Origin of the sequence: Rhodococcus sp. LW-XY12 (assembly GCF_019317345.1) — a bacterium.
GTDB classification, from domain to species: Bacteria; Actinomycetota; Actinomycetes; order Mycobacteriales; family Mycobacteriaceae; genus Rhodococcus; species Rhodococcus pyridinivorans.
In genome coordinates this window covers 1,499,005-1,523,419 of sequence record NZ_CP079225.1, presented here as the reverse complement: position 1 = coordinate 1,523,419, position 24,415 = coordinate 1,499,005, and the positions used below count along the sequence as shown (strand labels likewise).

The following is a 24,415-nucleotide window of genomic DNA, read 5'->3' as shown; positions in this document are numbered from 1 at the left end:
GCCTACTGCGCGAGCTGCTTACGCAGCACGTACTTCAGGATTCCGCCGTGCTGGAAGTACTCGGCCTCGGCGGGGGTGTCGATGCGCACCGTCGCGTCGAACTCCGTGTCCCCCGCCTTCACGTGCACGGTCTCGGGGATCTCGTCGCCGTCCGCCAGACCGGTGATGGTGAATTCCTCCTCCCCCGTCAGGCCGAGGCTCTGCGCCGACTCGCCCTCCGGGAACTGCAACGGCAGCACGCCCATACCGATGAGGTTGGAGCGGTGGATGCGCTCGTACGACTGCGCGATCACCGCGCGCACCCCCAACAGCAACGTGCCCTTGGCCGCCCAGTCACGCGACGAGCCCGACCCGTACTCCGCGCCCGCGAGCACGACCAGCGGTGTGCCGTCCTCCGCGTACTTCTGCGCGGCGTCGTAGATACTCATCTGCTCGTCGGTCGGCAGATAGCGGGTGACGCCACCCTCGACGTCCGGCACCAGTTGGTTACGCAGTCGGATGTTGGCGAAGGTGCCGCGGATCATCACCTCGTGGTTGCCGCGTCGCGACCCGTAGGAGTTGAAGTCGGCCTGCTCGACGCCGTGCTCCTGCAGGTAGCGACCCGCGGGGCTGTCGCGTCGGATCGCACCGGCCGGCGAGATGTGGTCGGTGGTCACGGAGTCGCCGAGCAGCGCGAGTACCCGCGCGCCCTCGATGTCGCGCAGCGGCTCGGGTTCCGACGACATGTCCTCGAAGTAGGGAGGACGTCGCACGTACGTCGACTCGTCCTTCCATTCGAACACCTCGCTGTCGGGCACGTCGAGGTTCCGCCACGTCTCGTCACCGGTGTAGACGTCCTGGTAGCCGGTCTCGAACATCTCCGCGCGCACCGCGTCGTCGATGACCTCCTGGATCTCCTGCGTCGTGGGCCAGATGTCGCGCAGGTAGACCTCGTTGCCCTCGCTGTCGGTGCCGAGCGGGTCCTTGAAGAGGTCGACGAGCATCGAGCCGGCCAGCGCATACGCGATCACCAGCGGCGGCGACGCGAGGAAATTCATCTTCGTCTGCGGATGGATGCGTCCCTCGAAGTTGCGGTTGCCCGACAGCACGGCCGAGACGTTGACGTCGTGCTCGTCGATCGCGGCCGCGATCTCGTCGGGAAGCGGGCCGGAATTGCCGATGCAGGTCGTGCAGCCGTAACCGACGAGGTTGAAGCCGAGCTTGTCGAGATAGGGCGTCAGACCCGAACGTTCGTAGTAGTCGGTGACGATCCGCGACCCCGGAGCCAGCGTGGTCTTCACCCACGGCTTGCTCCGCAGCCCCTTTTCCACGGCCTTCTTGGCGAGCAGCGCCGCACCGATCATCACCGACGGGTTCGACGTGTTCGTGCACGATGTGATCGCCGCGATCACCACATGTCCGTTGTCGAGTTCGAACTCGTCGCCGTCCCCGACCCGCACCGGGACCTTCTTCGACGGCGGCGCCGAGGTGTCGGCGTCGTCGGGCACCGGGTCGCGCGGCTCGTCGCGGGAGTCCTCGCTGCGCACCGACACCGGGTCGCTGGCAGGGAATGATTCGAGCACGCCCTCGTCGACACCCGAGTCCTGGACGCGGGAGACGACGTCGGGCACTTCCTCACCGTTGAGCAGCGAGGTCACGGCCTTCGGCGCGAGGGCGACGGGGATGCGGTCCTGCGGTCGCTTCGGGCCGGCGACGGACGGTCGCACCTTCGACAGATCCAGTTCGACGACCTCGCTGTAGTCGGGTTCGCGATCGGGGTCGTGCCACAGACCCTGTTCTTTCGCATACGCCTCGACGAGGCGGATCTGCCCCTCGTCGCGACCGGTGAGACGCAGGTAGTCGAGGGTCGCGTCGTCGATCGGGAAGATCGAGATCGTCGAGCCGTACTCGGGGCTCATGTTGCCGATGGTCGCGCGGTTGGCGAGCGGCACGTTGGCGACACCGGGACCGAAGAACTCGACGAACTTGCCGACCACGCCTGTCTTGCGGAGCATCTCGGCGACGGTGAGCACGAGGTCGGTCGCCGTGGTGCCCTCCTGCAGTTCGCCGGTGAGCTTGAAGCCGACGACCTGCGGGATCAACATCGACGCCGGCTGGCCCAGCATCGCCGCCTCGGCTTCGATGCCGCCGACCCCCCAGCCGACGACACCGAGGCCGTTGATCATGGGGGTGTGCGAGTCGGTGCCGACGAGCGAGTCGGGATAGGCGACGAGCCCGCCGTCCTCGTCCTCCCGCGTGAAGACGACGCGGGCCAGGTACTCGAGGTTCACCTGATGGCAGATGCCGGTGCCGGGCGGGACCACCTTGAAGTCGTCGAACGCTGCCTGCGCCCAGCGCAGCAGCTCGTAGCGCTCTCGGTTGCGCTGGAACTCGAGGTCGGTGTTGATCCGAAAGGCGTCCTCGGTGCCGAAGACGTCGGCGATCACCGAGTGGTCGATGACCAGTTCGGTGGGGATCAGCGGGTTGATGCGCTTCGGGTCGCCACCCTGCTGGGTCATGGCGTCGCGCATGGCGACGAGGTCCACGACGCACGGCACGCCGGTGAAGTCCTGCATGAGAACGCGTGCCGGGGAGAACTGGATCTCCGGGTTGTGCGTCGACTTCGGATCCCAACCCGCGACGGCCTCGATCTGCTCCCGGGTGACGAGCCGCCCGTCCTCGGTGCGCAACAGGTTCTCCAGCAGGACCTTGAGGCTGTAGGGCAGTCGCTCCGAACCCTGGACCTTGTCGATGCGATAGATCCGATAGTCGGTGTCGTCGACCTTCAGGGTGTCGCGTGCGCCGAAACTGTCGTCACTCATGAACGTGCCTCCCGACTGCGATGTTTCCGGTGGTTACCCGGATGGGTAGCCCGTTCCGCCGCGTCGCAATCACCACCCGGACCGTCGTCTCGACACCACGACGGAACCGTCGTGGGCGTAGGGCGAGCGCGCGGTCGACCTCGTCCGACGGTCGCGACGCCCTCGAGCCGGGAGTCCGACAGGATCCTCACAGCCGACAGGCGCGTGACGCGAGCAGAACGCAACGCGGCCTTACGGTGAGGCAACCCCTGGGACATGCACCGTCCCGACACTGGTCCGCGCACTGTTCGCACCAGGAGGTAGCCGTGTCCTACGTTCCACCCGCCGAATTGGCCCGCGCGATGGTCGATGCCGGTCAGAGCAAGGTCCTCATGTCGACGCGCGATACGCTCATCCGCGCGTACATGGCAGGCGCGATCCTCGCCCTGGGGGCCGCGTTCGCGATCACGATCACCGTACAGACGGGCAACGCCCTCCTCGGTGCCCTGCTCTTCCCCGTCGGGTTCTGCCTGCTCTACCTTCTGGGGTTCGACCTGCTCACAGGCGTCTTCACGATGGTTCCGATCGCCTATCTGGACAAGCGCCCCGGTGTGACGATCGGCGCGATGCTGCGCAACTGGGGCCTGGTCTTCGTCGGGAACTTCCTCGGCGCATTCACCGTCGCCGTGTTCATCACCTTCGTCCTCACCTACGGGTACTCGATTCCACCGGACGCTGTCGGTGAACGCCTCGGTGAGATCGGTGAGGCCCGCACACTCGGCTACGCCGAGCACGGCGCCGCCGGAATGATGACGCTGTTCCTTCGTGGCGTCCTGTGCAACTGGATGGTGTCCACCGGCGTGGTGGCCGCGATGATGTCCAAGAGCGTCCCCGGCAAGGTGATCGTGATGTGGATGCCGGTACTGCTGTTCTTCTACATGGGTTTCGAACACTCGGTGGTCAACATGTTCCTGTTCCCGTCCGGTTTGCTTCTCGGAGGAGACTTCTCGATCGGCGACTATCTGGTGTGGAACGAGATTCCGACGGTCCTCGGCAACATGGTGGGTGGCATCGTCTTCGTGGGATTGGCCCTGTACACGACGCACGTGCGCACGCAGCCGAAGAGGCAGGTCGTGGAGCCGACGGTACCCGTGTCTTCGTCCTGACCCCTGAGATCCGGACAGCAGCAAACGACATGGTCATCGGTGCTCGCAATAGCGCGCACCGATGACCATTCGGCGCGTCGAGCATCGACCCGCGTCGGTGTGCTAGCGTCTGCGCGACTATCGATCGGGGGGTCGCATGGGTAGGTGGGGAATCGTCGCGCTCGCAACAGCAATGGCAATGCTGACGGCATGCAGCCCGAGTGTCGCGGGCGACGTCACAGGAGACGAGACAACTACGTCGACGACCCGCACCCCACGCATCACGGACGACTCCGGCCGACCGCCCGTCACCTTCGACCCCTGCCACGACATCCCCGACGACGTTATGAACGCGGCCGGGTACGACGCGGCGAAGAAGGAAGTCGCGGACATGCCGATGGGGACGTACACATTCCTCGGATGCACATACAAGAAGGAAGATCTTGTCCCCGGAGTCAGGCGAGGGTACAGCCTGAACATCTTGTCGGGGAATGTCAGCCTCGACGAGGAGTTGAAGAAGAACGGACATGTAGCGGCCCCCGCGACGATCAATGGCCGACCCGCGCTACTCGAGCTGGATCCCAACAACCGGGATGCATGCACATACGTGCTACAGACAGATTTCGGCGTCGTTTTCGTCACGAGGTTGTACAACACCGATCATCCAGGACCGGCGCCCCAGGGTGAATGGTGCGCGGGTATGGAGGAATTCGTCGGCTCGATCGAACCGTATATCGCGAACTGAAGAGGGTGGTCATGTCGAACTCGACCAGGCTCGAACCCAGCGTCATCGACGAGATCGTGAGGATATGCAACACAATGCTCACGGAGTTCGAAGATGCGCGAACAACCGCCGAATGGCTCACTAGGACAGAAGGTTTTGGCGACTTCGATTCAGCACAGCAGCTCGCCGCTGGTTACCGACGGAAGGCTGCTGGAACACCGGAATCTGCGAAGGAGCGCGTTGAGCAGTTCATCGATGCCCTCCTCAAACTCCGCGACGCCTTCGCAACCGGCGGAGAAGCGTTCCTCGACATCGAATCCGACTGGGCGCGCCAACTCGCCATCACCGACCCCGACAGCGAAGCGGGAAACGGTCATCAGAGCGCGCAATAACGCGCGCCGACGACCATTTCGCGCGCCCGCGTGCTCGGTGGAACCGTTGTGTTAGCGTCTGCCGACAAATCGATCGGGGGGCCGCATGGGTAGGTGGGGAACAGTCGCGCTCGCAGCAGTCGCGGCAGTGGTGACGGCGTGCAGTCCGAGCGCCGCGGACGAGGCCGCTGGAGACGAGACGACGACGTCGACCACCCGCACCCCGCGCATCACCGACGACTCCGGCCGACCGCCCGTCACCTTCGACCCCTGCCACGACATCCCCGACGACGTCATGAACGCGGCCGGGTACGACGCGGCGAAGAAGGAAGTCGCGGACATGCCGATGGGGACGTACACCTTCCTCGGCTGCCTGTACAAGAACGACGACTACCTCCCTGGCGTCAGTCGGGGATTCGGGCTCAACATCTTGGCGGGGAACGTCACCCTCGAAGAAGAAGCTCAGAAGAACGGGCACATTTCCGAACCGGCATCGATCAATGGCCGGGCTGCACTCCTACGAGTCGACCCGTCGGCGTCACTCGCCTGCACGTATGTCCTGGAAACAAACTTCGGAATCGTTATTCTCGACAGGCTCTACCATTCGGACTCCGTAACTCGTCCGCCCATCGAGGTGTGGTGTGACGGGTTTGAGGAACTCGTCGCGTCGATCGAACCCTTTCTCAGCTGACCTGCAAGGAGTGCTATGCCACCCGGCTTCGCCCGACTCGAGCCGCACGTCTTGGACGAGATTCTCAGGATATGCAAAGTCATGCTCGATGAATTCGACGAGTCGCAGGAGACAGCGCGTAGGCTGCTCAACGTCGAGGGGTTCGGGGACTTCGCGTCAGCGCAACAGCTCGCGGCTGGTTACAGACGCAAAGCGTCCGGCACACCGGAATCCGCAGTCGAACGCATCGAGCAGTTCACTCTCGCCCTCCTCAAACTCCGCGACGCCTTCGCAACCGGCGGAGAAGCGTTCCTCGACATCGAATCCGACTGGGCGCGCCAACTCGCCATCACCGACCCCGACAGCGAAGCGGGAAACGGTCATCAGAGCGCGCAATAACGCGCGCCGACGACCATTTCGCGCGCCCGCGTGCTCGGTGGAACCGTTGTGTTAGCGTCTGCCGACAAATCGATCGGGGGGCCGCATGGGTAGGTGGGGAACAGTCGCGCTCGCAGCAGTCGCGGCAGTGGTGACGGCGTGCAGTCCGAGCGCCGCGGACGAGGCCGCTGGAGACGAGACGACGACGTCGACGACCCGCACCCCACGCATCACCGACGACTCCGGCCGTCCGCCCGTCACCTTCGACCCCTGCTACGACATCCCCGACGACGTCATGAACGCAGCCGGGTACGACGCGGCGAAGAAGGAAGTCGCGGACATGCCGATGGGGACTTATACGTTCCTAGGATGCACATATCGCGATGACAACAAAATTCCTGGTACCAGACGCGGATATGGTCTCAACATTCTTGCTGGAAACGTGACACTCGATGAAGAACACAGCAACAACGCGCACATCGCTACAGCAGTTTCCATCAATGGCCGACGCGCCCTCCTCGAAGTCGATCCAAATCGGAATGACACCTGTAAATACGTCGTAGAAACTGGCTTCGGTCTCCTCATGCTCACCCGGATATACCACACGGACTACCCAGGATCTGCTCCGATCGAGGAATGGTGCACAGGATTGGAGGAGCTTGCCAACTCGATTGAGCCTTTCCTCCCCACGTGAACCACAACTATTCGAAGGACCCTCGATGAGTGACTTCGCCAGGCTCGAACCGCATGTCGTCGACGAAATTGTCCGTATCTGCGAGGTGATGCTTCGGGAGTTCGAGGACGCCCAAACGACCGCAGCGAAGCTCCCTGACCTAATGGGGCTCTTCGCAGTTAGCAGTGGCATTGGCGCCGGCTGGATGCGACCCGACGTGACCGTCGAGTGCAGGCCCACCGTACCCGGCGGCGTTGGTTCTCCGGGGTACGGAACCCGAACGCGATGCGGCCGACGTGCTTGACGATCCGGTTGTAGCCTTCACTGCGCGCATTCGACAGGCCGGTGGTGATCGCCAGGATCATCGGTTCTTGCCACGCCGAGATGGTCGTCGCCAGCTTGCCGATCTCCGGGACACGGCATGCCGCGCAGAACGTGTAGAACCGATACAGTCTGTCCCGGATCTCATGGCGAAGGCCACCACGATCGGTGCAGCGCAACACATCGCGCAGCAGTTCCTTCGCTATCCATGCCGCAGCGATGTCCCCGTGCGGATCCGCGGCGGTCAGCTTCTCGAACAGGGCCGATCGTTGCTCATCGGTTAGGCGCTCCGCGGCCCGCAACAACCGTCGTCGATTGATCCATTCGACATCGCTCTTGCGGCCGCGCCGACCCCGCTCGGCCTGGGTGACCCTGCGCCGGACGGTATCGACCATCTCGTTGGCCTTCTTGACCAGGTGGAACCGGTCCACCACCAGTTGTGCGTGCGGCACTGCCTCGCGCGCCGCCTTTGCGTACACCGACGACATGTCGATCGCGACATGGGTGATCTGTGCCTTCCACGTCTCGTCGCGGGCGTCGAACCAGTCGATCACCACCGCGGAGGTGCGTCCGTTGACCTGCGCCAGCAACCCTTGATCGCCGGTCAGGTCGACCAGTCCGGTGTCCCACCGGTCCACCCATCTCCGTTCCCCGGTCTCGGGGCAAGTTTCCCATTTCGCCTTCCCGCGTCGGGTCTCATCGATCCCGAGGACGACCACCGGTTCGGGTTCGTCGCCAAGGGCGGCGTCGGCGACCACGACGAGGTGGCCGTGGACGGTGTGCCAGGCGCACCCGTAGTCGCCCGCGACCGCGGACACCGACCGGTCCCCGTCGAGGACCGCCTCGACCAGCAGCGCCTTCGCTCGGGGCGTGACCCGCGCCCGGGGCGGCACCCCCGGCGTCGACTCGGTGAACACCTTACGGTCACAGGAGGTATTGGTGCACAACCATTTCCGTTTCCGCCACACCAGCAGTGGACGGTCGGGTCCGACCTGCACGTCCCGCGGTCTGGTGGTGACCCAACCCTTCGAACGCGTGGACTTCTGCCCGCACTGCGGGCAGACCCCGACCCATTCGGGTGCCGTCGCGATCTGCACGATCCGGCTGCCCTCGACCGTGCGCTGCACCGATTCGACGATGACGCCGTCGAGATCGAGCAGCAATGAACTACCGTGGTGCATGCCCGCGTTCCTTGCTGTCCTGGATGCCTGAGAACACCCAGCTCACAAGGGCGCGTGATCCCTCCCGGGATTTCCGGAGGGCTCCTCTCAAGGGAGGATGAAACCTATGGCAGCAGGATCGAAGCGGTACTCGGCTGAGTTGAAGCGAGACGCCGTGGACATGGTGGCCCAGTTGGTGGCCCACGGGTCGGCGGAGTGGCCGGCGATGCGCAAGACCGCAGATCTGTTGGGGGTGACCTCGGCGGAGACTGTCCGTCAGTGGGTTCGTAAGGCCCCGGCCGCTGATGCGGAAGGCGCCTCGAGGGCCGACAACGAGGAGATCCGCAGGCTCAAACAGGAGGTCGCCGAACTCAAACGGGCCAACGGCATCCTGAAAGCGGCGTCGGTTTTCTTCGCGGCCGAAATCGACCGGCCACACCGGTAATTGTGGACTTCATCCGCACCCACCAGGGACATCGGGTGGGTGCGGATGGTCTTATCTGGGGTGTCGATTCGATGTGCGCCGTGCTCTCTGAGCACGGCTGGCGCATCGCCCCGTCCACATACTACGACCACATCAACCGCGGGCCGAGCGCCCGTATGCTCGCTGACGCGCAGGTCATCGATGCGATCTTCATGCTCCGCAAGAACAAACCCCTGACCCGCGTTCTGGGCTCACGAAAGACATGGATAATGCTGCGCAGCAACGGATTAGATGTCGCCCGTTGCACGGTTGAACGGGTCATGCGGGAGATGGGATGGCACGGCGCGATCAAGAAGAAACGGGTGCGCACGACCATCCCTGACGCGGCGGCCAAGCGGCCGACGGATCTGGTCGACCGGCAGTTTTATGCCGCGGCACCCAACCGCCTGTGGGTGGCCGATTTCACCTACTGCCGCACCGAATCCGGTTGGGCGTACACAGCCTTCGTGACTGACGTGTTCGCCCGCAAGATCGTCGGCTGGAAGGTGGCCACGGAGATGACGGTGAACTTGGTGACCGATGCGATCAACAATGCGATCGACAACAGAAAACGTTGCGGGGTAGTCGATTTGAGCAAACTCGTCCATCATAGCGACGCCGGATCGCAGTATACTGCCATCGTGTTCGGGCAGCGATTGGCCGAGGAAGGGATCGCGGCCTCTATCGGCACCGTCGGGGACAGTTTCGACAATGCCCTGGCCGAATCGGTGAACTCGGACTACAAGAACGAACTGGTCGACAACCAGCCCCTGTTCCATGGAGCCACTGAGTTGTCGCTGGGCACCGCCGAATGGGTGGCGTTCTACAACCGAGAACGACCACACAGCTACTGCCACGACCTCACCCCCGACCGGGCAGAGCAACTCCACTACGATCGCATGCGCACCCTCAATCCGGAGGAAGCGCTCACACCATGAGCTCTCCGGAAACGCCGGGAGGGATCAGCGGGCCCTTTTTCAATCACCGACACGGCAATGGGGTCGATCGGCACCCGCCCCTACCAAGTGCGAAGAGCCCCTAATGGGAGCTACCGACCCCCACGACTGTGGCAAGGTTCGGTGTCGGTGGCGACCGGTGGGATAACACTCTCAAGACCAGGCGTGGCCCCGTCCCCGAGCAGTCGGGCTGATGCTTGAACTCAGACCGTGTACCCGCCGGTCGTGAGGGAAGCGGTGATCGCTGATGGGATGACGTACCCCGATGCCGTGCGGGTCGGTGAGTACTCGAGTCGAGCCATTAGGTCGCCGACGGCTTTCCTCCGCTACCGGACCGAAAAATAGTGGATAGCAGCCTGTTCGGAGGGTCACTCCATGTTGTTCATCGGCGATGACTGGGCGGAAGGCCATCACGACATCGAGGTCGAAGACGACGTCGGCCGCCGGTTGGCGCGGATACGGCTGCCCGAGGGCGTCGAGGGGCTGGCCCGATTGCACGAGGTGGTGGCCGAACATCTCGATCCTGACAGCACCGGCAGCAGTGACCTCCCCGAGAGTGCGGTCGTGGTCGGGATCGAAACCGATCGTGGGGTGTGGGTGTCGGCGCTGCTGGCCTGTGGCTATCAGGTGTATGCGATCAACCCGATGTCGGCGGCACGATATCGGGAACGGCACGGCACCTCGGGAGCCAAATCCGACGCCGGCGACGCTCACGTTCTCGCCGAGATCGTCCGGCTGGACCGCGGCCATCACCGTCAGATCGCCGGGGATTCCCCGCAGGTCGAAGCCCTGAAACTGCTTGCCCGGGCCCACCAAGGCCTGATCTGGGACCGGACCCGGCACCTGCAGCGGATGCGGTCGGCGCTCCGCGAGTACTTCCCGGCCGCATTGACCGCGTTCGACAACCTCGCGGCCCCGGACACCCTGGCATTGCTGCGCAAAGCCCCCGATCCGGATCGCGCAGCCCGACTGACCACCGGGCAGATCACCGTGGAACTGGCCCGGGCGCATCGGCGCGGGGACCGCACCGCCACGGCCACCCGCATCCGCGATGCGCTGCGGGCGCCAGCGCTGCGGCAACCGGCTGCGATCGAACATGCCTACGCGGTCGTCGTGGCCGGGCAAGCGCGCATGCTCGCGCATCTGGCCGAGCAGATCGACGAGCTCGAGCAGGAGGTGAAGCGCAGTTTTCGTGGGCACCCGGCCGCTGCGATCGTCCGTAGCTGTCCCGGACTGGGGGATGTGCTGGGCGCCCGGGTGCTGGCAGAATTCGGCGACGATCCGCACCGATACCGCAATGCCAAAGCCCGCAAGAACTACGCCGGGACCTCCCCGATCACCCGAGCATCGGGCAAGAGGAAGACGGTGTCGGCGCGCTACGCCCGCAACAAGCACCTGGCCGATGCGTGTCATCAGTGGGCGTTCTGCTCGATGAATACCTCACCGGGCGCTCGCGCCTATTACGACGCGCTGTGGGCCCGGGAGGTCGGCCATCATGCCGCGCTGCGTCAGCTCGGTAACCGGCTCGTCGGGATTCTCCATGGATGTCTGAAGACCGGCACGGTTTACGACGAGAGCACCGCCTGGCCCCAAGTTCCCCCACAAGCCGCGGCTTGACACAGATACGTCATGGGATGTCTGAGTTGCACCAGTTTAGTGTGCCAACCCTGACCGGGGATTCGGGATTTCGAGGGAATCGAGGATGCTCACGGCGTCGTCGGTGAGCGGATCGAGGGCGGCGTGCTCGTGACCGGCGATCGTGACGGTGACCTCCTGCAACGGACGCAGCGTGCGCACGATTTTCCGGATCGACATTCCCGTCGCATCCTGCAGATAGCGCGAGATCGCCAACGCAGCGAACACGATGGTCAGGTGCGCCTCGATCGAATCCCGAGTGTGGCTGAAGATGGGTCGGGCTCGCAGGTCGGTCTTCGACATCCGAAACGACTGCTCGACCTGCCATAGATCGTGGTACTTCTCCATCACCTCATGTGGAGTCATTAGTGACACAGGAAGATTGGTGACGTAGCCTTTGAGTCCGACGAGAGAACGCGCCCTGGCAATGCCTGCCGTATCGAGAGTCTTGCCTTGTGCAGTGGTCTTGACGAACCGCGGAGAGCGGGCAGCGTGGGTGCCGTCGATGACGGCCTGGGCCCGAGCCTCCTGAGCGTTCAACGTCTGGTTGTCGCGCACGGCGCGCTTTTTCGAGTACGCCCAGATCGCCCGCCACGCCGACTTCTCGGAGGGGTCCCAGACGGGCTCGGCGCGACGCGTGAGGTCGTTGACCACGCTCTTCGCGTGTCGCGGGGTGACCGTGTCGATGACCTGCCCATCGGTGAACACGTCACCGTTCCAGTGGAAGTGACTGGCCAGGTCCGACGGTGCTTTCATCACGCGCGACCCGACGATGAACTTCAGCCCAGCAGCGTCGAGGTCCTTGAGGTTCGTCGACGACAGCATGCCGGCATCGGCGGCGATGACCATCTCCACACCCTCGAGGTTGTGGCGGGCCTGGAACTGGCGCACGATCGGCACGATGGTGCGGGTCTCGGCGTGGTTTCCTTCGAAACACCCGATCTCCAAAGGGAATCCGGTGCGGTCGACGAGCAACCCGACGACGATCTGCGGATCGACCCGACGTTCTTTCGAGTACCCGACCTTGCGCAGGTCGTCTTCCTTCTCGGCTTCGAAGTACAACGTGTTGGGTGGACCCGGGGCGCGGTGGCGGCATTGCTGCTGCTCCGTTTCCCCGGGCCTCCCGCCGAACCCGCCGTGCGCCTTTCAACGCAACGGGCTCTCCACGACGATGGTGCCGGTCAGGCAGCCATGATCGGGTCGTAGGGACTGGGGATCTTCGTCCCGCGGTACCAGTAGCGTTCGATCCGCACTCGAGTGGGATCGAACAGGACCGCATCCGAGGTCGCGATGGGTCTCCAACTGCCGTCGGAACGGCGGAGCCATCGTTTGACCTTGGACCAGTTCCAACGACGCTGCTCGCGCTGCCAGGCCACGAACCTTCGCCAGGTGAAATACCGGAGGAAGGAAAACCGTCGCCCGGCCAGCGCGTGGCGGAAATAGTAGGTCCAGCCACGCAGTGCCGCGTTGACCTCGACGATCACAGCCGTCAGGGGCCGAGGAGACCGGCGTGGGGTCAACTGGCGGATGGTCTGCTTGATCGATCGAAACGCCTTGTCGGCGATGAAGGTCATGCAGTACCACTTTCCGCCTCCTCGTCGTTGCCTCCACTGGAGGTGGAAGCCGAGGAAGTCGATCCCATGCTCGAGGTGCGTGATGCGGGTTTTGGTCTCGGACAAACGGAGTCCGATCCCGCCGAGCACCTCGGTGACTTGTTCTTTCAAGGCGAGTACGTCATCTCTGCTGCCGTTGGTCATGATGACGAAATCGTCCGCGTAGCGCACGATCCGCCAGTTGCCCATCCCGCTACGCACCCGTTTGCGACGAGCCCACTGCGTGGCCTGATCGCCACCGGGTTGCCACGGAGCCATGATCGCCTCGTCCAGAGCGGACAACGCGATGTTGGCCAGCAGCGGTGAAATGATCCCGCCCTGAGGCGTTCCCGCATCGGTGCCGCCCTGGCGGCCGAGCTCATCGAGCACCCCGGCCTTGAGGAACGCCCGCACCAATGCGACGGTCTTCTTGTCCGTGATCCGTGCCCGCACCCGTGCGAGTAATGCCCGGTGATCGATGTGGTCGAAACATCCTTCGATGTCCGCGTCCAGCACCCACCGGTACCCGCGTTGGGCGTAGTAATGGATCTCGGCGACCGCATCGTGGGCTCGCCGCTTCGGCCGGAAACCGTATGAGACCGGCAGAAAGTCGGCCTCGAAGATCGGTTCCAGCACCATCTTCAACGACTGTTGCACGACCCGGTCGGTCACGGTGGGGATCCCCAACGGGCGGGACTTGCCGCCCGGTTTGGGGATGAGCACCCGCCGCACCGGCGCGGGCCGATACGTGCCGTCCTCGATGCTTGCGGCGATCCCGGACAAGAACGCCTGGACCTCGCCGCGCTGTTCGATCCGGTGCACTGTCGCACCGTCGATCCCAGCAGTGCGAGCTCCTTTGTTGCGTGCCACCACCGACCAGGCCATCCGAAGATAGTCCGGGTGGGACACGAGGTTGAACAAGTCCCCGAACCGCGCACTGCGGTCGGTCTTGGCCCACCGGTGATACTTGATCTGCGTCCGCGCTACCCGATCCCGGGCGATATCCGCCCGAGGCCCGGCGCCGGAGTTCACCGACGCGTCTTGCGCCATCGCAGTACCTCCTATCCATTGTCGCTGCCGCCCTTCCCGATGTGTCCGGCTCTCCCGGACTCGCAGTACTACGGCGGCTCCGCCAGCTCCCGGATCGGTCGGTGGACGACGCACCCAGCCACCCCGCAGCACCGGCTGCACCACGGTCGTGGCAGATCCGAGAACCTTCCCGTGTTCACTCGCTGTTCGCTCACCGAAGGAGGCACCCGGCTATCTGCCTGCGGCACCCACCGGCGACTACTCCGTAGTCCTTCGCCGCCGGCCCCGCCCGGGAAAAGTAACTCGTCCCCCGGACGGTCTGCCTGCCCGTCACTCCGGCAGACAGCTCACCGCGCCCGCCCCAAATCCGCAGGGTTAGAGGCGGTTATACGTCAAGACAGGTGATGACACCGGTTCCTCGCGTATACCTCTTCGGCATCGCTCGCCGCGCCCACGTCATCCAGCGGTGCTGACGCGACACGGCTTTGTCAGGGCTGCTCCCACCCTCCCGGGCGTCTCCCCGGTCAGGCTGCCCCCAGCTTCATAGACTCCTGGCTACGGCCAGGCTCAAGGCAAAGGTCTCTCACCTCCGCTCGAACAGCAAGCGCCTCACGGCGCACGGTCACGTCGTAGAGCAACAGATTCAGATCACCTGCGGCGGCGGCATGTTCGAAGCAGCGCTGCGCGATGTCGTCGCGGTAACTGTGGGCGGTGCACCGCCGCAGGGTCCGCACGAAGGTGTTGCGGTGTGCTGAGGCGATGCCGATCTCGCGCAGAACTCTGCCCGCATCCGCGACCGAGGTCGGCTCGACGATACGAGCTGCCACCAGCTGAAAGAACGCCTCGTTGTCGACCACGCCGAACCCGAGGCGCCGCCATGCGGTGTCGATGACCTCGATCAACCAGCGGGATCGCTTACCGGTGATCATCGATGCTCCACCGGTACCCGCGCCGAGGTCGAGGTCGAGTTCTTGCTGGCCGGCGAGCAGTTTCTCGCGGGCTGTCGCGAGAAGGGCGGCGAGTTCACTGTCGGTGTGGGCGGTACCGAGGTGCTCGAGCACTTTGTCTCGGCGGCCTTGCTTGGCTGCGATCTGCACCGCGGTTGCTCCCGAAGCGGTGCGGACTTTGCGGATGTAGGCGGCCACGGGCCGGAGTCTACCGACCCGTTAGTGTGCCAACTCGCAAACCCACACTGCTGTCACCAGCACAAACACCGGATCTGTCCCGAAAATCGGCCAACGTGGTGCAACTCAGGGTAGAAACTGGCTTCGGCCTCCTCATGCTCACCCGGATATACCACACGGACTACCCAGGATCTGCTCCGATCGGGGAATGGTGCACAGGATTGGAGGAGCTTGCCAACTCGATTGAGCCTTTCCTCCCCACGTGAACCACAACTATTCGAAGGACCCTCGATGAGTGACTTCGCCAGGCTCGAACCGCATGTCGTCGACGAAATTGTCCGTATCTGCGAGGTGATGCTTCGGGAGTTCGAGGACGCCCAAACGACCGCAGCGAAGCTCCCTGACGTTCGTGGCTTCGGCGACTTCGCGTCCGCCCAACAACTTGCCGCTGGCTATAGACGCAAAGCGTCCGGCACCCCTGAATCTGCAATCGAGCGCATTGAACAATTCACCCTCGTTCTCGCACAACTTCGCGACGCCTTCGCCACCGGTGGAGAAGCGTTCCTCGACACCGAAGCCGACTGGGCCCGCCAACTCGCCATCACCGACCCCGACAGCGAAGCGGGAAACGGTCAACAGAGCGCGCAATAACGCGCACCGATGCCCATTTCGCGCTCCGGAGTACTGCTGGCGGTTGTGTTAGCGTCTGGCCGACGATCGATCGGGGGGTCGCATGGGCAGGTGGGGAATCGTCGCGCTCGCAGCACTGGCTGTCATGGGGACGGGGTGCAGTCCGGGTTCGGCGAAGCCGGCCACGAGCGACGAGGCCGCTACTTCGACCACCCACACTCCGCGCATCACCGACGACTCCGGCCGCCCGCCCGTCACCTTCGACCCCTGCTACGACATACCCGACGACGTCATGAACGCAGCGGGGTACGACGCGAGTGAGAAGAAGATGGCGGACATGCCCATGGGGTCGCACACCTTCCTCGGTTGCCGCTACGCCGGAACCATCCATATTCCTGGAGCACTTGCTCGCTACGGGCTGATCATCCTGGCGGGCAACGTGACCCTCGAAGAAGAACTCGAGAAAAACGGCGTTGTTTCAACCACAACCACCATCAATGGACGTCGCGCCTTACGGGAAGTCGGAGCGAACGGCAACGACGAATGCACCTACGTCCTCGAAGCCGACTTCGGAATCATCCTGTTCAATCGGCTTTACCACAAGGACCACGCCGGGCCTGTACCTGTGGACGAGTGGTGTGCTGGCCTCGATCAATTCGTCGAGAGAATTGAGCCATTCGTCGGTGCATGACCGAGCAGAAGGAACGAGTGGGATTGATGACCGACTTCACGCGGCTCGAACCGCACGTTGTTGAAGAAATCGTCAGGATCTGTGAAGTGATGCTGCTCGAGTTCCGGGAAGCATTGGAAATTACGTCGCTGTTGGGTAATCCTCATGGTTTCGGCGACTTCGACTCCGCTCAGCAACTCGCCGCAGGCTATCGTCGCAAAGCCGCAGGCACACCTGAGTCAGCAAGAGAACGCGTCGAGCAGTTCATAGAAGTACTCACCCAACTTCGCGACGCCTTCGCAACCGGCGGAGAAGCCTTCCTCGACACCGAATCCGACTGGGCCCGCCAACTCGCCGCCACCGACCCCGACAGCGAAGCGAGAAACGGTCAACAGAGCGCGCAATAACGCGCACCGATGCCCATTTCGCGCTCCGGAGTACTGCTGGCGGTTGTGTTAGCGTCTGCCCGACAATCGATCGGGGGGTCGCATGGGCAGGTGGGGCATCGTCACGTTCGCAACAGTCGCGGCAGTGGTGACGGCGTGCAGCCCGAGCGCCGCGGACGACGCCGCTGGAGACGAGACCACGACGTCAACCACCCGAACCCCGCGCATCACCGACGACTCCGGCCGACCGCCCGTCACCTTCGACCCCTGCCACGACATCCCCGACGACGTCATGAACGCAGCGGGGTACGACGCGGCCAAGAAGGAAATCGCGGACATGCCGATGGGGACGTACACCTTCCTCGGCTGCGCCTACGAAGGAACCATCAGCGTCCCAGGTGTACTGGCTCGTTACGACCTGCTTGTGCTGGCTGGGAACGTCACACTCGACGAGGAACTGAAAAGGAATGGGCATGTCGCCGAGTCAGTGCAGATAAATGGGCGGCCCGCACTCGTCGAAGTCGACCCGAACGCGCGAGACACGTGCCGATACGTCTTACAGACGACCTTCGGAATCGTGGGCCTGAGTCGCATCTATCACAAGGATCACCCCGGTGCAGTCCCCCAAGATGAATGGTGCGCGGGCGTTCTGGATCTGGCAACGACATTGGAACCATTCATCCAAGACTGAATACTGCGGGGAGTAGGCATGTCCGAGGCAGTGAGGCTGGAACCAGAAGTCATCACCGAGATCGTGCGTATATGCGACGTTATGCTCGAAGAGTTCCGAAGCTCTGCAAGAGTCACCGAAAAACTGGCATTCACGGCCGGTTTCGGCGATTTCGACTCCGCACAGCAATTAGCCGCCGGGTATCGCCGCAAGGCGGCTGGAACCCCGGAATCCGCGAAGGAACGCGTCGAGCAGTTCGTAGAAGCCCTCACCCAACTCCGCGACGCCTTCGCCACCGGCGGGGAAGCCTTCCTCGACACCGAATCCGACTGGGCCCGCCAACTCGCCGCCACCGACCCCGACAGCGGAGCGGGAAACGGTCATCAGAGCGCGCAATAACGCGCGCCTCTGACCACTTCGCGCGCTCGAGCGGTTGTGTCGGCGTCCGGCTGGCATTCGATCGGGGTCGAATGGGCAAGGGGAACAACCGATGCGACTTCCATCCGCTCGCCCGTTGGCTATTCGGAACGGTGCAGACAGTATCTGCGATTGCGATCACAATCAATCCGATCCTGCGAATCAGGCCACCTTGCAGATACCTATGGGCGCGCGGAGCGGGAAACGGTCATCGGAGCGCGCTACAACGCGCTCTTGTGACTAGTTCGCGCTCCGGAGTGCTGGGCCGAGCCGTTGTGTTAGCGTCTGCCGACAAATCGATCAGGGGGTCGCATGGGCAGGTGGGGAACAGCCGCGCTCGCAGCACTGGCGGTAGTGGCGACGGCGTGCAGTCCGGGTTCGGCGGAGCCGGCCACGAGCGACGAGGCTTCCACGTCGGCCACCCGGACCCCGCGCATCACCGACGACTCCGGCCGACCACCCGTCACTTTCGATCCCTGTTACGACATCCCCGATGACGTCATGACCGCAGCGGGGTACGACGCGGCGAAGAAAGAGCTCGCGGACATGCCGATGGGGACGTATACCTTCCTTGGATGCACGTACCGAGACCGCAACCAAGTCCCCGGTGTACGACGCGGTTATAGTCTCAACATTCTTGCTGGAAACGTCTCCCTCACGGAAGAACTCGACAACAACAGGCACATCGCAACAACGTTGACTATCAACGATCGTCGCGCGTTGCTCGAAATCGACACGAACCGGAGCGACACGTGCAAGTACGTTCTCGAAACCGAGTTCGGAATCGTCATGTTCACGCGAATCCTCCATACCGAGCGACCCGGCAACGCCCTTGTAGAGGAATGGTGCGCTGACTTCGAGGAACTGGTAGCCGCAGTCGAACGGCAAATCCTTAGCTGATTCGCCTGCCAAGTCGAGAGGTTACAATGCCCGAATTCACCAGGCTGGAACCACATGTAATTGACGAGATCCTGCGGATCTGCGAGGTGATGCTCGCAGAGTTCGACGGTACACAGGCGACGGCAGCGAAGCTCACCGACGTTCGCGGATTCGGTGACTTCGAATCCGCCCAACAGCTCGCAGCCGGCTACAAGCGTAAAGCCATGGGCACTCCGGAGTCAGCTCACGAACGCGTCAAACAATTCATTCAAGCATTGAGGAAACTCCGTGACGCCTTCGCTACCGGCGGCGAAGCCTTCCTCGACACCGAATCCGACTGGGCCCGCCAACTCGCCGCCACCGACCCCGACCGCGGAGCGGGAAATAGTCATCAGAGCGGGCAATAACACGCGCCGATGACCATTTCGCGCTCTGCAGTGCTCTGTCGATCCCCACCCGCGCGACGAAGCAGAGATCAGTCGTCGACTTCCACCCCGTACCGGCGTGCGAGGGCTGCGAGGTCGTCGTCGTATCCTTGCCCCACGGCGCGCAGCCGCCACTTGTCGGCTCGGCGGTAGATCTCGGTGAGCACCATGGTGCGTTCGGTGGTGCCGGCGTCGAGCACGAACGTCGCGGCGGTACCGCTGTCGCTGTCGACTCCGACCGATACCGCGCCGAGTTCGCCGAAGGTGCGGTTGCCGTCGATGGCCGCGGCGACGGCGATGCGTTCGCATTCGGCGGGAAGCTCCGCGAGGTCGACCCGGATGCAGTGCTCGCTCGAACCGTCGATGGTCAGTTCGATGACGCCGTCGTCGTAGAGCGGATTGTTGTAGAAGACGAAGTCGTCGTCGGTGTCGACCTTCTCGTCGGCGCCGAGCAGGAAGGCGACGATGTCGAGATCGAATTCGTCGCCGACAGCTTCGGCCTTCCAGGCGACGTTCACGGCCCAGCGGTGACTGTCGGACGGCAGGTCGATCACTTCACCGCGGGACAGCACCGGCGCCGTGAGCCGTGACTCCACCCGCATGTGCGGGGGCATCACTCCGTTCTCCACTGCGGCATCGACGTCGTCGGGTCGCAGGACGGGCAGCTCACGTGCCGCGACCCGCGTCATCCGCTTGTCGGCCTCTCCTCCTTCGAGGACCAGCACGTCGGTGACGGCGGCCGTGAAGTTGAGGGCCGGCCGGGCACCGAGCTGAGTGAGGCGCGAGCGCATCATGACGGCCTGCAGATGCGTGCCGCCGAGCAGCAGTACCTTGCGTCCGGTCCACAGCTTGGGCTTCTGTCCGGTCGGCGGCCGGACCGGGGGCACCACCGCGACCTGCGGTTCCGGTGGCGGGATGATGTCGACGACGGTCGCAACCTTCGATTCGCCCGGACTCACCCGCGTCAACAGCTCCTCGAGCTGCTGTTCGCTGATCACGGGAATGCCTTCGGCCATCGCCTTGCGGACCTTGGCGGTCTGCACGGTCGGGTCGTTGCACACCACGACGCTGGTCTGTCTGCTCGCGTTGTTCATCACGTCGAGTCCGGCGTCGGTCAGCCGGTTCGCGAGTGCGACCCGCGGAGTGACGGTGGAGCCGCTGATCACGACCTTCATGCCTTGGACGAGCCCATCGTTGCCGAGGCGACCCGGGTTCTTCCACTGGCACGCGACCCGCGGAACGGATGCGGGATACACCGATTTGCGGCTGCGGCAGTTGACGACGGGCAGCGGCAGTTGCAGGTTGTCGGCCATCGCGGCGCTGCGCAGGAATATCTCCGACAGGACGCGCGCGTCGTCGTAGGCGTCGTGCTCCTGCAACTGCTGGACCTGCCAGTGCTGTGCGAGGGTGGCCAACCGGTAGTTGGGGACGTCGAGTTCGAGCCGGCGCGACAACGCCAGCGTGCACAGACGGTGCTCCGCCGGCAGCGAGGTGCCGGCCCGACGGAACTCGGCGTCGAGGAACCCGTAGTCGAACGACGCGTTGTGGGCGACGAGTGTGGCGCCGTCGAGAATCCCGGCGAGTTCGCCGGCGATGTCCTCGAAGCGCGGCGACCCGGTGAGGCGCTCCCGCGTGAGGTTGTGGATGTGCACCGGTCCCGGGTCGCAGCCGGGGTCGACGAGAGTCGAGAACTCTCGCTCGACGGACCCCTCCTCGCGCAACACGAGGGCGGCCACGCTCAGGACCCTGTGGGCGTTGGACCGCACACCCGAGGTTTCGACGTCGACCACCACCCATCGATGGTCGCGGGGCAACGTCACGGCGACCTCCGCGGGTGCGTGCACTTCGATCACGTCATCCTCCGATCGCTTTCATCCCCCGACGAAAACCGACACGGTCGGACAGGTCAAGTCCCGTGAGGTGGTGTACGACGTCGTCGCGTGATTCCTCGTCGGTGGATCAGGCGGTCAAGGCCGGTGTCACCTCCTCGGTGCCCTCGGTGACACTGTCGGCGGGCTTGCCGGTGCGGGAGCGGGCGAGTACGTCGAGGCCGAGGTAGCGGCGGCCTTCGATCCACTCGTCGTGCTGCTCGGCCAGCACCGCCCCGACGAGTCGGATCAGAGCGGTGCGGTCCGGGAAGATCCCCACCACGTCGGTCCGGCGGCGGATCTCCTTATTGAGGCGCTCCTTTATCCGGCCCTCAGGGATGAGATCAACCCTGATCTCACATCGAATCAGCGATCGAGACGCTGCAAGTGGTCGGTCAACGCCTCAGCGACACGATGATGCCGGGCAGCTTCATCGGGCCATCCACGGTCACGAGCATCGACCTCGAGAGCCTGGATGTCGGTGCGTTGCGCCTCGAGCGCGCCGCGGAACTCAGGTCCGGTGACGAAGTTGTCGCAGGTCTCGCAGATGTTGGCATAGGGACACGCACCCGCGCTCTCGTGACGGGAACAGTAACCGTGGGCAACACGCGTTTTGAGCATCTCACTGCCGAGCCAACTCACCGCGTCGGGGACGATCGGTTTGCCGACCGGAGTGAGCGTGAACCGCCGCCGCATCTTGCCCATCGCCTGGTCATAGGCATCCCGCAACGTCGGTGAAGCCAAAGTGGCGTAACGCAAAGTCATCTGCGGAGTGACATGCCCGAGCAACGCCATCAACGCCTGCAGGCTCATCCCGGCGTTGGCGAGTTCGGTGGCCCAAGTATGCCGCAGCTGATGCGGGGTCACCACCAACGGCGCACCCCCGGCCCCACGCAGTCCGCAAGCCTCGACGGCAGCGAGCAGACCGTTGCGCAGCCGGGTCTGGCTGAGACGGCGGCCGTGTGCGACGAACAGGAAATCGGTCAACTCTCCGGTGCGGGGATGCGGCAATGGCCGACAGATACCACGCCCGCCGGTCCACTCGTCCAACGCGGCGATAGTGGTCGCCGAGAGCGGGACCATGCGTTCGGTGGCGAGCTTGCCCAACGGAACCTTGAGCCAGGTCCCGGCCGGGCCGTAATCGATGACGCTGCCGAGCTCGAGATCCAGTAGCTCCCCGACCCGCAGACCGGCTCCGCGCAGCACCGTCAACCCGATACGAGCGAACGAATCATCCAGCTGGGAAACCGCATTCATCACCGCAGCATCGATGTCGGGCGGCAATGCCCGCGGAAGCGGTTGGTCGAGTTTCGGGACGTCGGCGGCGAAGACCAGACGGCGCGGTGGGGCCTGCTCCCAGCCCCATTCGGTGATGTCCTCGAGCAGGTTGCGCACGCTCAGTACCGTCGATTGGATCACGGCCTTGGAGATGATGCGCCCGGCCCCGGCAGCGGCGCGTTGCCCACGCCAGGTGCGGGTGCGATTCCAGACGAGGAAGCCCTCGATGTGACTGCGGTCGAGATCCTCGAGGGAGGTGACCTCGGGATGGTTGGTGGTGAGGTAGTCCGCGAACGGCAGCAGGTCGTTGATCAGCGATTCGGCCGATTTCGGGCGGAGCACCGATGCCCGGACGGTGACGTAACGCAACAGGGCCTCGCGGATCGGATCGGCCATCGGGGCGTCGGCGAAGCGTTGGGCGTAGGTGCGGGCCCACGGTCGGCGCCGTGGTGGGGTGTCGACGATGCGGGCCTGAAACAGCATTTGTCGCAGTCCCGCGATACGGTTGCGGTAGGCGCGTTTCGATGTATCCGGGATTGACTGTGTGGCAGCCAATGCGGCGTCGAACTCGCCGACGGTCTCGGCGCTCACACCGCTGACGGAACCGCCGTGCCAGGCGAGCAGCACCGCCAGGCACTCGCCGAGGACGGTCTCGACCCATTGCGGTGTCCACCCCAAAACCAGGCCGGCGGCCCGGACCGCGGCGAACCCGTCCGGGTCGCGGTCCTCGACGGCCCGGCCGAGTCCGGTGAGGTTCTTGACGGCCGCGAGTTCGAGGTCGAGCCGCAGGTTGCCGCGTCCGATGAGGTGACACAGCAGTGGCCAGGCCCCGGTGCGGCGTAGTTCGGCCAGCCGGTCGGCAGCGGGTCGGGTCATCCAGTCCCGCAAGTCCGGATGCGTGGTGAGGAAGGTGGTCGCGATGAGGGTGCGAGCGCGCACCGACCTGTCGCTGAGCCCGAGGCTGGCGACGTGCTCGAGGTAGTCGGTGAGCACCGCACCCGGTCCGGCCGGCAGGACGACCGTCGCAACCACCGCGGTGCTCATTGTCGTGTTCCGGCGAGACTGGCGCGGGCCGCGCCGTATTCGGCGGCGAGCTGCTCGACCGACAAATGCACATATTCGGCAGTGGTGTCCGGAGACACATGCCCCATCAATTCTCGCAGCACCATCAGATCGATTCCGGCGGCAGCGAGTTCGGTGCCGTAGGTGTGGCGCAATCGGTGCGGACGCACCCTCGTCGCACCGGAGAGGTCCCGGTGCCGCCGGAACAGCGACCGCAGTCCCGCCTCGGTCACCGGCGCCCCCGCGGTGGGGCCGCGCAGCACCACGAAACACTCCTCGGTCGCCAACCCCGGTGGCCGTTCGAGGCGCAGATAGGCCGACAGTTCGGTGAAGAACACCGCATCGACCGGCACCACCCGTTCCTTGCAGCCTTTGCCGAGCACCCGGAGTCGTCGCTGGCCGAAATCGACGTCTGCCAACCGCAGGGATCGCACCTCGGCGTTGCGCAGCCCGCCGAACAGCATCGCCCACAACATCGCTCGATCCCGATGGGTGCGCAGCGACGCCGCAAACTGCTCGATCGCGTCGGCGTCGAGGGACTCGGGCAGTAGCCGCGGTTGGCGTACCAGCCTGCCTCCGGCTCGGGGTCGGCCCGGCCCGAGGTGTCCGAGCAGTCCTCGCGCTGGTGGTCGCAGTCCCTGTCCGCGCCGCGGTGAGGGCACCGGATTTTCGGTGCGTATCCCGGTCATCACCAGGTATTCGAACAATGCGCGTATCGCCGCGACTCGTCGGTTGATCGTCGATGCCGCAGTGCCCCGATCACCTCGTGTCGCCATGCCTGGGCGGGGTTTGCGGTGCACGTTCTGCCAGTCGACCCACTCGAACACCGTCACCGGCGTCACCGCAGCCACCGTGAGGTCGCGATCGAGCAGGAATCGGGCCAGATTGAGCACGTCGAACGCATATGCCCGCACCGTTGCCGAACTGAATCCGCGTCCGGCCAGATGCGTCAGGAACGCGTTTGCTGCTGCGCATCCTTCCCATTGGCCGTCGATCACATGCCCGTTGCTGCTGATGCGCACCCGAACGGTCATTGTCCGCCGCCTTTCGATCGGAGCCGACACCGCCAGCATGCGCCTCAACCGGTCGTCGGCTCAGGACCTCACGCT

At 64.4% G+C, this 24,415-nt stretch carries 21 protein-coding genes and 3 pseudogenes; 15 read left to right on the top strand and 9 right to left on the bottom strand.

The annotated features are described in order from the left end of the window. Nucleotides 1-2: 2 nt before the first annotated feature. Nucleotides 3-2,801, bottom strand: a complete 2,799-nt coding sequence (locus KXC42_RS07160) for an aconitate hydratase (RefSeq protein ID WP_219130093.1) — start codon at nucleotides 2,799-2,801, stop codon at nucleotides 3-5. Between the two features lie 305 nt (nucleotides 2,802-3,106). Between KXC42_RS07160 and KXC42_RS07155 the strand changes: the two genes are divergently transcribed. The 6 genes from KXC42_RS07155 to KXC42_RS07130 all read left to right on the top strand — a co-directional run bounded on the left by KXC42_RS07155 (nucleotide 3,107) and on the right by KXC42_RS07130 (nucleotide 6,762). Further along, nucleotides 3,107-3,946, top strand: a complete 840-nt coding sequence (locus KXC42_RS07155) for a formate/nitrite transporter family protein (RefSeq protein WP_033098790.1) — start codon at nucleotides 3,107-3,109, stop codon at nucleotides 3,944-3,946. Nucleotides 3,947-4,082: 136 nt separating this feature from the next. Next, nucleotides 4,083-4,670: a DUF3558 domain-containing protein gene (locus tag KXC42_RS07150; protein ID WP_071934633.1), complete on the top strand. Its 588-nt coding sequence runs from the start codon at nucleotides 4,083-4,085 to the stop codon at nucleotides 4,668-4,670. 11 nt (nucleotides 4,671-4,681) lie between these two features. After that, on the top strand, nucleotides 4,682-5,041 hold the full coding sequence (locus KXC42_RS07145; RefSeq protein ID WP_219130092.1) for a hypothetical protein: 360 nt from the start codon (nucleotides 4,682-4,684) through the stop codon (nucleotides 5,039-5,041). A gap of 85 nt (nucleotides 5,042-5,126) precedes the next feature. Then, a complete protein-coding gene (locus tag KXC42_RS07140; protein WP_219130091.1) occupies nucleotides 5,127-5,711 on the top strand; it encodes a DUF3558 domain-containing protein in 585 nt (194 codons plus the stop codon). 81 nt (nucleotides 5,712-5,792) lie between these two features. Next, nucleotides 5,793-6,089, top strand: a complete 297-nt coding sequence (locus KXC42_RS07135) for a hypothetical protein (protein ID WP_257606050.1) — start codon at nucleotides 5,793-5,795, stop codon at nucleotides 6,087-6,089. Between the two features lie 85 nt (nucleotides 6,090-6,174). Continuing rightward, entirely contained in the window at nucleotides 6,175-6,762 is a 588-nt protein-coding gene (locus KXC42_RS07130) for a DUF3558 domain-containing protein (protein ID WP_071934632.1), read from the top strand. Nucleotides 6,763-6,920: 158 nt separating this feature from the next. Here KXC42_RS07130 and KXC42_RS07125 read toward each other — a convergent pair. Beyond that, nucleotides 6,921-8,289, bottom strand: a pseudogene (locus tag KXC42_RS07125) (ISL3 family transposase). Nucleotides 8,290-8,349: 60 nt separating this feature from the next. Between KXC42_RS07125 and KXC42_RS07120 the strand changes: the two are divergent. Both KXC42_RS07120 and KXC42_RS07115 read left to right on the top strand, forming a co-directional pair. Then, nucleotides 8,350-9,623 (top strand): IS3 family transposase gene (locus KXC42_RS07120; protein WP_156354424.1). Its coding sequence is split into 2 segments (ribosomal slippage): nucleotides 8,350-8,629 and nucleotides 8,629-9,623, totalling 1,275 coding nucleotides; the frame shifts between segments, so codons are not numbered across the junction. 393 nt (nucleotides 9,624-10,016) lie between these two features. Continuing rightward, nucleotides 10,017-11,258 (top strand): IS110 family transposase, encoded by a 1,242-nt coding sequence (locus KXC42_RS07115; RefSeq protein WP_219130088.1) that lies wholly within the window; start codon nucleotides 10,017-10,019, stop codon nucleotides 11,256-11,258. A gap of 36 nt (nucleotides 11,259-11,294) precedes the next feature. Here KXC42_RS07115 and KXC42_RS07110 read toward each other — a convergent pair. The 3 genes and pseudogenes from KXC42_RS07110 to KXC42_RS07100 form a co-directional block, all read right to left on the bottom strand. After that, a pseudogene (locus KXC42_RS07110) lies at nucleotides 11,295-12,341 on the bottom strand (IS1634 family transposase); the annotation flags it as partial. A 116-nt stretch (nucleotides 12,342-12,457) separates the two neighbouring features. Further along, nucleotides 12,458-13,918, bottom strand: coding sequence for a group II intron reverse transcriptase/maturase (gene ltrA, locus KXC42_RS07105; RefSeq protein WP_219129438.1), 1,461 nt, complete (start codon nucleotides 13,916-13,918; stop codon nucleotides 12,458-12,460). A gap of 503 nt (nucleotides 13,919-14,421) precedes the next feature. After that, nucleotides 14,422-15,042, bottom strand: coding sequence for a hypothetical protein (locus KXC42_RS07100; RefSeq protein WP_219130087.1), 621 nt, complete (start codon nucleotides 15,040-15,042; stop codon nucleotides 14,422-14,424). A 270-nt stretch (nucleotides 15,043-15,312) separates the two neighbouring features. Between KXC42_RS07100 and KXC42_RS07095 the strand changes: the two genes are divergently transcribed. From KXC42_RS07095 to KXC42_RS07065, 7 genes are all read left to right on the top strand, one after another. Beyond that, complete coding sequence (locus KXC42_RS07095; RefSeq protein WP_033098787.1) at nucleotides 15,313-15,672, top strand: hypothetical protein; 360 nt, start codon at nucleotides 15,313-15,315, stop codon at nucleotides 15,670-15,672. A gap of 82 nt (nucleotides 15,673-15,754) precedes the next feature. After that, nucleotides 15,755-16,342 (top strand): DUF3558 domain-containing protein, encoded by a 588-nt coding sequence (locus KXC42_RS07090; protein ID WP_033098786.1) that lies wholly within the window; start codon nucleotides 15,755-15,757, stop codon nucleotides 16,340-16,342. Nucleotides 16,343-16,368: 26 nt separating this feature from the next. Further along, the gene (locus KXC42_RS07085) at nucleotides 16,369-16,728 is read left to right on the top strand and encodes a hypothetical protein (RefSeq protein ID WP_033098795.1); all 360 of its coding nucleotides are present in this window, start codon (nucleotides 16,369-16,371) and stop codon (nucleotides 16,726-16,728) included. 82 nt (nucleotides 16,729-16,810) lie between these two features. Beyond that, nucleotides 16,811-17,398, top strand: a complete 588-nt coding sequence (locus KXC42_RS07080) for a DUF3558 domain-containing protein (RefSeq protein WP_219130086.1) — start codon at nucleotides 16,811-16,813, stop codon at nucleotides 17,396-17,398. An 18-nt stretch (nucleotides 17,399-17,416) separates the two neighbouring features. Beyond that, nucleotides 17,417-17,776, top strand: coding sequence for a hypothetical protein (locus KXC42_RS07075; protein ID WP_219130085.1), 360 nt, complete (start codon nucleotides 17,417-17,419; stop codon nucleotides 17,774-17,776). 330 nt (nucleotides 17,777-18,106) lie between these two features. After that, nucleotides 18,107-18,694 (top strand): DUF3558 domain-containing protein, encoded by a 588-nt coding sequence (locus KXC42_RS07070; protein WP_071934616.1) that lies wholly within the window; start codon nucleotides 18,107-18,109, stop codon nucleotides 18,692-18,694. 26 nt (nucleotides 18,695-18,720) lie between these two features. Continuing rightward, nucleotides 18,721-19,080 carry a hypothetical protein gene (locus KXC42_RS07065; RefSeq protein WP_219130084.1) on the top strand — a complete coding sequence of 120 codons (360 nt, stop codon included), beginning with the start codon at nucleotides 18,721-18,723 and terminating at the stop codon, nucleotides 19,078-19,080. A 68-nt stretch (nucleotides 19,081-19,148) separates the two neighbouring features. On the opposite strand, the gene KXC42_RS07060 is transcribed toward KXC42_RS07065, so the two are convergent. The 4 genes and pseudogenes from KXC42_RS07060 to KXC42_RS07045 form a co-directional block, all read right to left on the bottom strand. Further along, nucleotides 19,149-20,951: a TerD family protein gene (locus KXC42_RS07060; RefSeq protein ID WP_219130083.1), complete on the bottom strand. Its 1,803-nt coding sequence runs from the start codon at nucleotides 20,949-20,951 to the stop codon at nucleotides 19,149-19,151. A 106-nt stretch (nucleotides 20,952-21,057) separates the two neighbouring features. Then, nucleotides 21,058-21,288 (bottom strand): annotated as a pseudogene (locus KXC42_RS07055) (transposase); the annotation flags it as partial. Between the two features lie 44 nt (nucleotides 21,289-21,332). Further along, complete coding sequence (locus tag KXC42_RS07050; protein ID WP_064257806.1) at nucleotides 21,333-23,288, bottom strand: tyrosine-type recombinase/integrase; 1,956 nt, start codon at nucleotides 23,286-23,288, stop codon at nucleotides 21,333-21,335. After that, nucleotides 23,285-24,340 carry a tyrosine-type recombinase/integrase gene (locus tag KXC42_RS07045; RefSeq protein WP_064257805.1) on the bottom strand — a complete coding sequence of 352 codons (1,056 nt, stop codon included), beginning with the start codon at nucleotides 24,338-24,340 and terminating at the stop codon, nucleotides 23,285-23,287. Before KXC42_RS07045 ends, KXC42_RS07050 begins: the two co-directional genes overlap by 4 nt. Nucleotides 24,341-24,415: the final 75 nt, after the last annotated feature.